The 12,814-nt window shown below is 54.6% G+C and carries 11 protein-coding genes; 10 read left to right on the top strand and 1 reads right to left on the bottom strand.

Annotation, left to right across the window (positions count from 1 at the left end; all coding sequences use genetic code 11):
- Window positions 1-35 precede the first annotated feature (35 nt).
- The 3 genes from QN215_RS07535 to QN215_RS07525 all read left to right on the top strand — a co-directional run bounded on the left by QN215_RS07535 (window position 36) and on the right by QN215_RS07525 (window position 3,638).
- Window positions 36-1,718 (top strand): metal ABC transporter solute-binding protein, Zn/Mn family, encoded by a 1,683-nt coding sequence (locus QN215_RS07535; protein WP_369343710.1) that lies wholly within the window; start codon window positions 36-38, stop codon window positions 1,716-1,718.
- Between the two features lie 214 nt (window positions 1,719-1,932).
- A complete protein-coding gene (locus QN215_RS07530; RefSeq protein WP_369343709.1) occupies window positions 1,933-2,811 on the top strand; it encodes an ABC transporter ATP-binding protein in 879 nt (292 codons plus the stop codon).
- Complete coding sequence (locus QN215_RS07525; protein WP_369343708.1) at window positions 2,808-3,638, top strand: metal ABC transporter permease; 831 nt, start codon at window positions 2,808-2,810, stop codon at window positions 3,636-3,638. The genes QN215_RS07530 and QN215_RS07525 overlap by 4 nt, the downstream gene beginning before the upstream one ends.
- 54 nt (window positions 3,639-3,692) lie before the next feature.
- Here the strand turns inward: QN215_RS07525 and QN215_RS07520 are convergent, their stop codons facing one another.
- Window positions 3,693-4,136: a MarR family winged helix-turn-helix transcriptional regulator gene (locus QN215_RS07520; protein WP_369343707.1), complete on the bottom strand. Its 444-nt coding sequence runs from the start codon at window positions 4,134-4,136 to the stop codon at window positions 3,693-3,695.
- A 30-nt stretch (window positions 4,137-4,166) separates the two neighbouring features.
- On the opposite strand from QN215_RS07520, the gene QN215_RS07515 reads away from it, so the two are divergent.
- The 7 genes from QN215_RS07515 to malQ all read left to right on the top strand — a co-directional run bounded on the left by QN215_RS07515 (window position 4,167) and on the right by malQ (window position 12,727).
- Complete coding sequence (locus tag QN215_RS07515) at window positions 4,167-5,174, top strand: zinc-binding alcohol dehydrogenase family protein (protein ID WP_369343706.1); 1,008 nt, start codon at window positions 4,167-4,169, stop codon at window positions 5,172-5,174.
- Window positions 5,175-5,281: 107 nt separating this feature from the next.
- On the top strand, window positions 5,282-5,986 hold the full coding sequence (locus tag QN215_RS07510) for a DUF4391 domain-containing protein (protein ID WP_369343705.1): 705 nt from the start codon (window positions 5,282-5,284) through the stop codon (window positions 5,984-5,986).
- A gap of 417 nt (window positions 5,987-6,403) precedes the next feature.
- Window positions 6,404-7,756, top strand: a complete 1,353-nt coding sequence (locus tag QN215_RS07505) for a CapA family protein (protein ID WP_369343704.1) — start codon at window positions 6,404-6,406, stop codon at window positions 7,754-7,756.
- A 274-nt stretch (window positions 7,757-8,030) separates the two neighbouring features.
- Window positions 8,031-9,023 (top strand): NAD(P)-dependent oxidoreductase, encoded by a 993-nt coding sequence (locus QN215_RS07500; protein ID WP_369343703.1) that lies wholly within the window; start codon window positions 8,031-8,033, stop codon window positions 9,021-9,023.
- Window positions 9,023-9,676 carry a YigZ family protein gene (locus QN215_RS07495; RefSeq protein WP_369343702.1) on the top strand — a complete coding sequence of 218 codons (654 nt, stop codon included), beginning with the start codon at window positions 9,023-9,025 and terminating at the stop codon, window positions 9,674-9,676. The genes QN215_RS07500 and QN215_RS07495 overlap by 1 nt, the downstream gene beginning before the upstream one ends.
- 99 nt (window positions 9,677-9,775) lie before the next feature.
- Window positions 9,776-10,429 (top strand): AbrB family transcriptional regulator, encoded by a 654-nt coding sequence (locus QN215_RS07490; protein ID WP_369343701.1) that lies wholly within the window; start codon window positions 9,776-9,778, stop codon window positions 10,427-10,429.
- Window positions 10,430-10,555: 126 nt separating this feature from the next.
- On the top strand, window positions 10,556-12,727 hold the full coding sequence (gene malQ, locus QN215_RS07485) for a 4-alpha-glucanotransferase (RefSeq protein ID WP_369343700.1): 2,172 nt from the start codon (window positions 10,556-10,558) through the stop codon (window positions 12,725-12,727).
- The last annotated feature ends 87 nt before the right edge of the window (window positions 12,728-12,814 follow it).

The raw sequence follows: 12,814 nt of genomic DNA, 5'->3' as shown, positions 1-12,814 counted from the left end.
CAGGTCACATCATTGAGATAGAAAAGGAATACGCCATGTCCGCAACAGGCAGCGCTCCATCTAACGACAATCAGAATCAACCGGAAAACCATCACCCATTCGACGGCGCAGTGGCACAAGCCTTCGCCACCAAGCGCAACAAGACCATCGCCATCATCGCCATTGCAGCAGTTGCAGTCATCGCGTTAATCCTGGGTGGTACCTTCTTCATTCTTAACAGGAACGGCAAGCTCGGCACAACTTCCAGCAACCAGACCGTGGCACAGGGCATTCCCGACAGCTGCGACACGACGCTGAATCTGGTCGCATCCGTGAATCAGTGGGGCAGCCTTGCCAAGGAACTTGGCGGCGACTGCGTCAAGGTAACCTCAGTCATCAGCTCCACATCCGCAGAACCTCACGATTATGAGGCCACCGCAGCGGATCTTGCAACGCTCATTTCAGCAGACATCGTTGTCCTCAATGGTGCTGGATATGACTCCTGGGCTGAGAAGGCCGATTTTGGCGAGAAGCAGACGGTCATCAATATCGCTGACGAAGCGGGAATCGTGGCGGACGAAGAAGACGAGGAAGAGGAGCATGAAGAGGAACATGAGGATGAAGAGCATGACGGGCATGCAGAAGATGCTGAAGAGGAGCACCACCATCATCATGGTTCGGTGAATCCGCATCTATGGTTCGACCCCTCCGCGATTCTCAAGGCATCGCAAGCAATTACCAAGGCCTATGTCTCTTCAGCCGGCGAACACAGCAAGACCGCTGCGACTGCACAGCTTCATTCGAATGAGTGGAATGCACGCTACGCAGATTTTGTAGCCTTGGTCAATGATGCTCGCGCGGCAGGTGTGAAGCGTAACTTTGCTGCGACAGAATCCATAGCGGACTATTTGATGAACTATATCGGAGCCACGAACAAGACGCCGCAGACCTACACCAATGCCGTCACCAACGATGCCGAACCCTCTGCATCGGATTTGAAGAACGCGCTTTCGGCTGTGGCGGCATCGGATGTGGATGTGCTGATAGTCAACCCTCAGGAGCTCACGGGCTTTGCCAAGCAGATGCAGGAAGCAGCGATCACATCCCACAAGACCATTGTTTCCGTGACCGAGCAGTTGCCGGAGAATCAGACAAGTCTGCTGAGCTGGCTGACTGTCGTGACCAAGCAGACCTTGGCAAACGACACCTATAACGGTTTCTTCCTGACGCAGGATGTCAAGGACAGGTCACTTGAAGATTACGCTGGAGATTGGCGTTCGGTGTACCCGCTGCTGCTTGATGGCAAACTCGATTCCGTCATGGATGCCAAGGCGAAGGCGGGTACGATGACCGCCGAAGAATACAAGAAGTATTATGACACGGGCTATAAGACCGATGTGAGCAAGATTGACATTTCAGGCAATTCCATGACCTTCACCACTGACAAGGGCGAAGCCACTGCAACCTACCAGTATGACGGCTTCAAGATTCTTGACTATGCCAAGGGCAATCGTGGAGTCCGATACCTGTTCACGGCGACCGGAGACGTGCCTCAGGGTGCGCCCAAGTCCGTCCAGTTCTCGGATCATGGCATCGGGCCGGTCAAGGCTGAACACTTCCATATCTTCATGAGCGACGAATCCCAGGAACAGACCTTGAAGGAAATGGACAACTGGCCAACCTACTATCCCAGTGCCTTGACCGACAAGGAAATCGCCAAGGAAATGCTTGCACACTGACGACTTTTGGCAAGGCAGACCGGCAATCCTACAACTGAACCCGGGAAACCCTTATGGCTCGATGTTGTGGAGTCGTTTGTTAAGTCATCGTTGATTCGTTGCTGCTGAGTCGTTTGTTAAGTCGTCGTTGTCGAATCATAGTAGGCTAGGAGTGGCAGCAATTGCGCTGCCACTCCTTGATTAGTTGCGTATCAGGCCGTATAGAAAGTCACGCATGCACCATAACCACGCAGAACGCGCGTCCAGTGCGGCGGCTTCCCTCGCCGCCACGTCTGCCATAGGGCAGAGCGATGAACCCTGCATCGAATTCGTGGATGCAGCCGTGCAGAGAAATGGCCGCACCGTGTGGTCTCAAGGCAGTTTCAGCATCCCTTCTCGCTCGGTGACTGCCATTGTCGGAACGAATGGAACTGGCAAGACGACGATGCTGAAGACTGAGCTGGGATTGGTGCCACTCAGCCACGGAAAGGTTCATGTGCTCGGCTGCCGGGCAGGGCAGGCGAATGGGCGCATAGGCTATGTGCCGCAAAGCTATTCATCCGAAATGGATTCGAGCATCACCGTGGCGCAATCGGTGCTGCTGGGACTCACTGGAACCAGTTTCGGCATCCATATGACGTCGAGAAGCCAGATGCATGCATGCTGTGAGGCGATGGAATTCACTGGAATCCTTGACCGGTCTCAGATGCGACTGTCTGAACTGTCGGGTGGGCAGCGTCAACGTGTGGCCATTGCGCAGGCTTTGGTGGGTGACCCCTCCTTGCTGATGCTTGACGAGCCGCTCGCGAATCTTGATCTGGCCAGTCAGAAGGCCACGGTGCAGGTGCTGTCGCGGCTGAATAGTGAGCTTGGGATGACGATTCAGATCGTGGCCCACGATTTGAACATGCTGCTTCCGATGCTTACGGGAGCGGTCTATCTGCTCGATGGTCATCCACACTATGCAGCAATGGGCGATGTGCTGGACGCCGAGCTGCTCACTCATCTCTATGGGACCAACGTGCAGGTGGTAACGACTCCGCAGGGAGATATGTTCGTCACGCCTCACGCCAAGATGAAGACGGATGAAGTGGCAAAGGAGTCCTCTGCATGAACACCATTCATCTCTCATACGACCCCGATTGGGTTGTGGTCATGCAGACACCCTTTATGCTCAATGCCGTGATTGCGGGTGTGTGCATATCGATTGCGGCCGGAATCATGGGATATTTTACGATTGCGCGCAAATCCAATTTCGCGGCACACGCGCTCTCGCATATCGGATTGCCGGGAGCGACAGGAGCGGCGTTGCTCGGACTGCCCGTATCCCTTGGCATGGGTCTGTTCGCACTGGGCGGCGCACTGGTTATCGGTGTCATGGGCAAGCGCGCTCAGCAGCGATCCGTTGCCACGGGAACCGTGCTGGCCTTCGCCACCGGTCTCGGACTGTTCTTCGCACGACTTTCCACCTCGGCATCACAGCAGATGCAGGCCATTCTGTTCGGGTCGATTCTGACCATAACCACCACACAAATCGTCAGCTTTCTGATAGCTGATGCCGTCTTGCTGCTCATTATCGCCATCGTGTACCATCCCTTGCTGTTCTGTTCGCTGGACGAGCAGGTCGCTCAGGCGAAGGGCATCCGCGTGGGTGTCATGAACGTCATCTTCATGGCAATGATGGCAGGCGTGGTGACGATTGCAGCGCCCGCCGTCGGAACGCTGCTGATATTTGCGCTGGTCATCACTCCTGCGGCCACGGCGAACATGATCGTTGCTCAGCCGATGACGGCAATCGTGCTTGCAGGCGGTATCTGCCTGATTTCAATCTGGGGTGGTCTGCTGCTGTCCACCATGTTCCCAACACCTCCCAGCTTCGTCATCGTCACGATTTCCTCGACGATCTGGGTTCTGGTCACGCTTGTGACGAACCGTCGATGATGCTTGAGTGTTGTTCGCATGCATCTGCCAGATGTCGTGCCGCACGCAGGCACGCTAGTTCTGGCTGCTGTAAAGCTTCAGGTCGGAGCTGAGAGAACGCATGACGGCAAGGAGGCGTTCAATCTCCTCGGGATTGTTGCGTTTGACAATATCGATGAGTGGCTTTCGCGCTGCTTCTGCCTGCTGTGCGAGCTCTCTGCCATGTTCGGTGAGGTGAAGCAAGTTTGCTCTCCCATCGCTTGGCGAGGGGGAGCGCTCGATGAGTCCGCGCTGCACGAGGCGAGAAACCAGGCGGCTTGGATGCCCTGATTCGGCAACCAGATGTTCGGACAGCTCAGTAAGCGTGGCGGGTTCTATGGGTTTAAGAGCGAGCAGCGCCTCTGCCTGAACGCAGGTGAGATTGAGCGGTCGAAAGCAGTCTGCAAGGGCGTTGTTCAATTCAAGAACCATCGTGCGCGATGTGTATGCCAGCGACACGGCGAGTTGTTTATGTGACATGTTACCTACTTTCTGCTACGCTTCATCTACATGACATGTTACTTAAATAAAGTTCGTGAAAGCCCTTCTGCTGCAAAAGTCTCAACGTTTTCACAGAAAAATCCCACATTCACCAACACAGCCGTGCACGGCAGTGGATGCGACATACGCGTTACCCATGCATCGATTGGTGCAACCGACATCATGGCCCGCCGTGGTGACTACTTGCTGCATCCTTTCCCAGGATTCGTATCTGGGTATGACTGTGTTGGCGTGATCGAGCGGTCAGATAGGCATGCAGCAGGCTACGGGCTTGCGGTTGGAGATCGCGTTGCTGCAGTGCTGCCGAATATGGGTGCGCATGCAGAGCGCTTGAGGATTCCCTCATCGCTTCTCGTGAAGGTGCCAGAGAGCATGCCATCGGAGCTGGCGGCGACACTGCCGCTCGACGCAGTGACAGCGCGCTATGCACTCGATCTCTTGGGGAAGCAACCTCGGCGCATATTCATCAGCGGTGTCAGCGGTGCAGTCGGGCTGCTTGCGGCTCAGTTGGCTGCGCACGAGGGAGTGAGCGTCTATGGCACCGCATCTGCCCAATCCGCCGCCATAGCCGAGCGATATGGTGTCAGAACCTTCGACTATCGAGACGAGCAATGGCCTGAGCTGCTGGTGAAGGAGCTTGGGCGGCTTGATGGAGTCATAGATCATACGGGGTCTCGACAAGTCAACGGGATTGTGCTCGAACACGGCCGCATAGTACGAACCGCATTTGGTGGGAAGGTCGGCCATCAGAAGGCTGCGACGGCTGCGGGTCTTGCCCGAACGCTTGCAAGACGTCATTGTCATCCCCGCGAGATCGTCTGTTCTGCGCCCTTGTATGTTGCAATGCAAAGAAATTCATATCGCCATGATCTCGCGCTGCTTCTCAATCGTGTGGCGATGGGGAAGCTCATGCCACTTACGCCAGAAATATTCAGCTTCAACAGCTATGACAAGGCTTTGCAAGGGGCCGAGCATGTTGCGCCGGGCAAGAAAATAGTGCTGAGCATGGGTGAATAACATATTGTCTGCGGATGCGATTGGGGACGCATGCATAAGTATTCAGCAAGTAGTATGGAATAACAGCTTGCGCATCCTTCGCAAGTCACGAACGAGATAGGTGGACTATGGCAGTTGCAAAGTGTGCTTCAGTTTCTGCGTTGACTCTTGGCTTGCCTGAACAGACAGCGATGCCTGAGGGCAAAGGAAAGCTTCCCCAACAGTTGTTCTATGCGAAAGTCCCTGTATCTTCCGGACTCAAACGACGATTTGTCAATGACATCAGCGAGATAGGGGTCCTTGGCATCGTGAACTCGTCCAATATGGGGCTTCCTGCTGAAGGACAGCTGAAGGAGATTCTGGTCATCGGTGTGGTGCTCAATACATCGGAAGTTCCCGTCGACGCTCTCGAACATATGGCGAAACTGCGCCCATCGGGCATACTCTTCGTCTGCATCAGAAGCGGCAATCAGGGGGATGAGTGCGCTCTGGCGGTGCGAAGGGCAGTGCCGGTGAGAGCAGGTCATATGCAGCAGAATACCATGTTCGTCGGGCAATGGTACAAGGCACAGGATCTCAGCTTGAAAATTCGTGGGAAGAGTATCGATGAGGTGTGGGAAAGCTTCAATTCCCAGACAATTCTGAATACCCCTGACCCTGAGAATCTCGATGAGCGCATTGCGCGGTCTCAGTCGCTCTCGCAATTGCGCAATCTTGAGGCCAAGCTTGCCAAGGATCATGCCCGAGCAAAGAATCCCACGCAACGCAATGAGATATATGCCAAGCTGCATAAGGTGCGGGCACAACTTGAGTCATTCAATGAGGGTCTATGAGTTGCAGCCATGGAATCCACGTCGTGCGAAGGATGCCATACAGGAAGGAAGACCTGAAGAGAGAAGGTTGCAAGAGTGCTGATAGAGGTAAGAGGGATGATAAGACTGGTAAGCGAGAAAGTCTGTAGGAGGGGGGGCGAAAGGTACGCCATTGTCCTTCCGTTCCCTGAGATAAAATCTACTACATCGAATGTCAATATTTTACATTTTCTTCAAATTTTCTTTCTGTTGTGGATAACCTGTTGTGCATAACTCCTGCTGTGGAGTTTCATGAGGTTCTCGCTCCACTCGGCAGCGCCCTTGAATGGTGCAGGATGATCCTCAAGACATGCGACAATATTGGTGACGGGGCATGTTGCCTGAGCCCCTTCACCATCCGTAACACCCATTACAACCAGCGAAGATGGGCAGCTCCTCATGATGAACCGTCGGTCAAGACCGCAGCACACGGATAGCAGGCGTCGCAATCGTGGATATCTTCAAGTCGGTAAGCCGATGCTGTGGGTGCTTGCCGCGCTGCTTGCAGTGCTTGCAATCTGGATGATTTCTTCTCGAATAATGGACAGCATGACTTCGGCTCCGAGAGCTTCAGAAGTGATTGCCCATGATGCGATAACCAGGCAATCGGGAGCGCCCGAACCCGTGACCAGTCATCATGGGAACGCGCCTGATTGCCCCGATCAAGACTGCATCTCGATACTCGTCAATGGAGACCTGCTGTTTCATCCAACGCTGTGGCAGCATTTCGAAGGTCCGAGCACCGCTGCGCAGGACGGCTCCGCATTCGACTTCACGCCGCTGCTTTCACCAATGGCCGATTACATTAACGCGTCCGATCTGGCTATATGCGAATTCGAGACACCGATAGCCCCTCGCGGCGGCCCCTATGCCGGATATCCGATTTTTGCCATTCCGCCCGAGGTTGTCGACGCGGTTGCCAAGGTAGGGTACAAAGCCTGCACCCACGCCACGAACCATTCATGGGACCAGGGGGCAGAGGGCATAGTCCGTCTTAATGACGAGCTGAGCAGCCACGGCATCGCTCACACAGGATCATATGCGTCCGAGACGGATTCCGAGAAGCCGCTCGTCATCGACTCCCCGTCCGGGGGTGGCAGGATTGGCCTGGTTACGGGAACGGTATCACTCAATGCCATGGTTCCTGACTTTGATTGGCGGGTTGATCGTCTCCGTGACTTTGGAGATTCTCAGCATCAGACAGACATTGATCGTGCGGTTGCCAAAGCGAAGAAGGCACGCAGCGAAGGTGCCGATGTGGTGGCCATGGCGATGCATTCCGTTCAGGAATATCTCGATGATGCAGATTCCTGGCAGAGAGCGGAGGCGCACGCCTTGGCGGATACCGGGCAATTTGACGTTATCTACGGAGCAGGATGCCACTGTGCTCAGCCTATCGAGCAATACAACGGAACCTGGATCATCTACGGCTTGGGCAATGCGGTCACGGTCAGCGCTCCTTCGGAACGCATCGTGAACAATCAGGGAGTGACGGCACGCATTCAGTTCGCAGGCAAGCGTGGTGCAGCCGGGTCGTGGAAGGTCAATCGCATCGACTGGATCGCAACCTCCAATATAAAGGGAAACCAGTATCAATGGTGCCCGCTGTCACCACTCAATACATGCACGAATCCGGCTCAAGATCAGCTGATACGACAACGCATTTCGAATGTCATCTATGCGATGGGAGCAGATGATGGCGTTGTGAAGGCCTGGGATTTGTCCGCAGAATCGACGCAGCCACAAGGCTGATGACGAGATATGTGACCTTGCGGGGAAAATTGTTGGACCGAATGCGAGTTTTGCGACAATTATTCAGTATCAAAGCTCAGAATCGTTGGAATATGGTCCACAATCGGCGGAAAATGCTACCTCATACTTTCGAATTGTCACAAAACTCGCAATCTCGGCCGTTCTTCATCACCGGGCACTCGAAAACTTGTTCAGTCTGGGGGACTTTTCTCTCAAAGCGAGAGCTGCGGAGCCGTTTTCTGGCCTGTAATGCTCCGGTTCTATCCTGACATGTATGAGTGTTATCGAAACTACGCCTTCACGCGAAGGACTGCCCCTGCTCGTTATTCCCAATTGCGTTCCTGTTATGGTAAAGGCCTTCAGAGCGTTGCTTCCTGAATTCGACGGTCTCTGCCGCGTTCGTCTTTTCACCGATACCATGCTGGATGAAGAGATTCTAGCTCGCAGAATGAAAGGTGCCGACGCGGTGATCGTCGTCGGCTTCCATGTCAGCGATGACTTGCTCAAGACCTTGAGCCAGACCGTGCGCTGCATAGCATTCGGTGGCACGGGCGTTGACAATTACGTCAATCTTGACAAAGCCCAGGAATATGGGATACGCATCTGCAACATCGTTCATTACGGTGACGCTGCAGTCGCAGAGCATGCCATTGCCTTGCTCATGGAAATCACTCGCCGAGTCGGAGAAATGAATGCCGATATGCACGAAGGCGAATGGCAGCCCCTCGATGGCATGGAGCTGTGCGGAAAGACGATGGGAATCGTCGGCTTCGGTGGCATAGGACAATGGGTGGCTCGAATAGCCCACGGATTCGGCATGCATGTCAAGGTCTGGTCGCACCATGCTCACGACGAAGCGATGCAGCAGATCGAAGCCACATCAGTAGACAGCATTCATGAGCTCTTCGAATCTTCAGACGTGGTAAGCCTTCATCTGGCATATAACAAGCACACTGAGGGAATCATCACAGCCGATGACTTGGCTGCCTTGCGCGAAGGGAGCATTCTCATCAACACGGCCCGTGCGGAGTTGATCGAAATGGGCGCTCTCGCGCAGCGTCTCGAAAAGGGTGACATCTATGCCGGACTTGACGTGTTCGACACCGAACCGATGCCTGAGATGGATCCGCTTCGCGTTGCCCCGAATACCATTCTCACGCCGCATGCCGCATGGTGCACCGATCAGGCCGTGCACAATGCAGTCCGTCAGTGCGTGGACTCCATCCGTGGCTTCTACACCGGAACAGCCACTAATGTTGTTGTGTGATGCATGATTCACTCACCATTGTCAATACCCCAGAATCCACCGCACATGCGATCTTCGAAGAGAAGCGCTCGCGATTCATCGCGCAGGCTTGCCACGTCGATGATCTGAACGATGCGGTGGAGTTCGTCGCCCATATCAGAGAGCAACATCCGAAGGCGCGGCATGTTGCCTTTGCCGCCTTGTGCCTTGATGCCAACGACGTTGCAGCAGAACGCTTGAGCGATGACGGTGAACCATCCGGCACGGCCGGCAAGCCGATTCTTGAGCTGTTGCGTCATCGCTCGATAGCGAATTGCGTGGTAGCCGTGACACGCTACTTTGGCGGCATTCTCCTTGGTGCTCCTGGCCTGACGCGTGCCTATGCGCATGCTGCAGCTGCAGCTCTTGACGACGCGCAGTATGGCAGAACTCTCGTGTGCGCTCGCTTCACGTTGAACATCGGCTATCCGCAACTCGACCTGTGCAAACGGGCAATCGTCTTGAGCCACGGTTCGATAGTCGATACGCAATATAGCGATAAGGTCGCTCTTGTCGCTGACATTCCCGCCGTGAACGCAGCAGCTTTCAAGACTCGCATCGTCAACGAGCTCAGTGGCGACCTGGAGATAAACGATGAAGGCTTTCAGCGCAGCATCGTTGCGCTTTCACGCTGAAGTCGCATCGAACACACGGAAATAACATAGAGAGCAGCCTCGTAAGCAGCAATGTGACTGTCGGCATACAAATCAGGCACTCTCATTAAGCTGTCTAGCATGACGGACGAAGAATCACAGCAGCACGACAATATTGGAGAGACACTCAACGTTTCCTATGAGCGTCTGCGTCACTCGACCGATGCAGCCGAACTGAGCGAAGTGGCCCGTGCGACGCTTCCTGACAGTAGCGATCAGGCGGCATTCTCGCGTTCTACGGCATTGCTGGAAGCCGTTGCCGGCAACTCCCACACACCTGTCGAAGATCGGGTGTTCCTTGCCGAAAAGATGCCTTTTCCGAATGTTCTGGTCAAACTCTCCAGCGACAGCGAACCCAGCGTGCGTGCAGGAGTCGCCGGAAATGTCTCGGACAAGAACTGGCTCGTCGGCAGACTTGCCAAGGATGACGATGCAAGGGTGCGTTCCGCTGCCCTGCAAAATCCACAGGCCTCATGGCGCATTCGACTCGAAGGGGCCCAGACCGAAGGCGTCGACGCACCGACCCTTGCCTATCTTGCAAGTCTGGGAACGGTGAACGAGCAGGACGCTCCGGTGATTCTAGCGACGATGGTGCGTCAGGCCGTAGCGCTCAATTCGGGAACGGATTACGAAACATTGCAGGCTCTCGCGAAGGATCCTCAAGCTGATGTGATGCACGCGGCTCAGCATGCATTGCAGCAGAGATCACAGACTGTCGATAAGGCTCAGCACTGACTTCGCAGTCTCGAACAACCAGTGAGCCACGTTGAAATCAAGTAAAATCGAGTGAAATTTAGAGAAATCCACAAAATTTACAAGCTGTGTTGATGACTGTAAGAATATCGTATTAAATTGGTTGTCATGGTGCACACAACAGAGAGCGACTCACGACTGGCTCGCCCCTTGATTCGGTTGGCAAATAGTCTTGGCATTGCTACTTCATACATCGGCCAGACTCATGATTATCATGAAATTTCCGATGATGTTCTCAAGTCGGTCATTCAATCGATGGGCTACGATGCCTCCACCGATGAGAAGATTCGAGAATCGCTGATACGCAAACGTGCAGAAAAGTATTCACTTCTGATTCCGCCCACGATTCTGCATATCCAAGGCGCGGAAAGCATCGTGGAGGTCAATACCACCTTGCTGGAATCACCAACGGCCACCATCACTCTGGAGGATGGTCGCCCATTCACAGGCTCGCTGCGTGTCGGCGCAGGCAAGGGATCTGCCGCCATTCCATTTCAGGGTTCGTACATCACCAAGACCTCCATCACTCTTCCTGTTGACATACCGGTTGGCTACCACACGCTTACGGTGAGCGCAGGAAGACGCAGCATGAAGGCAACGCTGATCTGTGCGCCGCAACGAATCCCGTTTGACAGAGATCTCGAGCTCACCAGACCGTGGGGGTGGATGGCGCAGCTCTATTCCATCCGTTCGAGCGAATCATGGGGCATCGGCGATTTCGAAGATCTGGCGCAGCTCCTGCAAGATGCAAAGCGCAAGACCGGTGCGGATTTCATGATGATCAATCCCCTCCACGCCTCGGAACCCGTGGCACCGCTCACGCCTTCACCATATCTGCCGTCATCGCGCAACTTTCTCAACTGCACATACATACGCCCTGAATCCATTGAGGAATACAATCTGCTGGATCAGGGGTCACGCGACAAGATCAGGCAGCTGCATGATTCCGTTCGCTCGCTCAACACCAATACCGAGCGACTGGATCGCGATGCCATGTGGCGGGCCAAGATGCCCGCTCTGTGGATCATTTTCAAGGCAGGACGCAGCCTTGAACGGCAGCAGCAGTTCGATGCCTTCAGAACTGAGCGGAATCCCGCACTGAAGACTTACGCAACATGGTGCCTTGCCTACGATAAATGGGGTGAGCCGACACAAGACAGCGCTTCATGGATTCAGGCATTCAGCATCGAATCTCCCGAAGTGCGTAGCCTCTGTTCGAAATATCCAGACACGCTGAACTTCTACGAGTGGCTCGAATGGATAGCAGACGAACAATATGGCCGTGCGCAGAGCAGCGCTCGCAGCGCTGGCATGCGCATCGGAATCATGGCCGACCTGGCCGTTGGAGTCCATGCCTTAGGTTCGGACGTTTGGGGCAACCCTGAACGATATGCACGTGGAACAACTGTCGGCGCACCCCCCGATTACTTCAACCAGCAAGGTCAGAACTGGAGTCAGCCACCATTTGACCCTCATAAGCTCGCGCAAACGGGCTACGCGGTGTATAGAGACATGCTTCACCACATGTTCGCCCACGCAGGTGCCCTTCGCATCGACCACATTCTTGGACTGTTCAGACTGTGGTGGATTCCCTCAGGAAAAGGGGCGCAAGATGGCGCCTATGTCCACTATGACGCTGGCATCATGCTGGGCATTCTGGCAATCGAAGCCCTACGGGCCCATGGCGTCGTCGTTGGCGAGGATCTCGGCATCGTTCCCGAATATGTACGAGAGTCCTTGAAAGCTCATGGCATTCTGGGCTGTGTGGTTGAGTGGTTCGAGCAGAACGATGGAGCGTTCGTCGAGCCGGGCGAATGGACACCAGATGCACTCGCTTCGGTCAATACCCATGACATGCCACCGGCATCGGGATATCTGCAGTTCGAACAGGTATCGCTGCGAAATTCGCTGAATCTCCTCACCCAGCCCCTCGATCAGGTCATGGCAGCGGCAAGAATCGAGCAGCGTGCCCTGATGAATGTGCTGGTCGATGGCGGCTGGATAGATCGCGAGTGGCTTGCAGACATCCCTCAGCATGAGCAGGATATCGTTGAAGGTCAATATAAGGCATTGTGCGCGTCACCGTGCAAGCTTCTGGCTGTTTCCATCGCCGATGGCGTGGGTGAAAGCAGGACGCAGAATCAGCCTGGAACCAACAATGAATATCCTAATTGGCGCATTCCCTTGGCGGATGCCAATGGCGAAGGAGTTCCAGCCGAGGAGCTCTTCATTCATCAGCGCCTGCAGTCCTTGACCCATATCATGCACCGGTATTGCTGAAGGCATTGATGGTGACGGATGGTGTCGTATGATGGCTGACGATGTCGTACGGTGGCGCTTGTCGAATGCGTCAATTTCGTCGCTTCG

The sequence above is a fragment of the Bifidobacterium sp. WK041_4_12 genome, assembly GCF_041080795.1.
Taxonomy (GTDB): Bacteria; Actinomycetota; Actinomycetes; order Actinomycetales; family Bifidobacteriaceae; genus Bombiscardovia; species Bombiscardovia aquikefiricola.
This window is presented reverse-complemented; position numbering and strand designations above follow the sequence as displayed.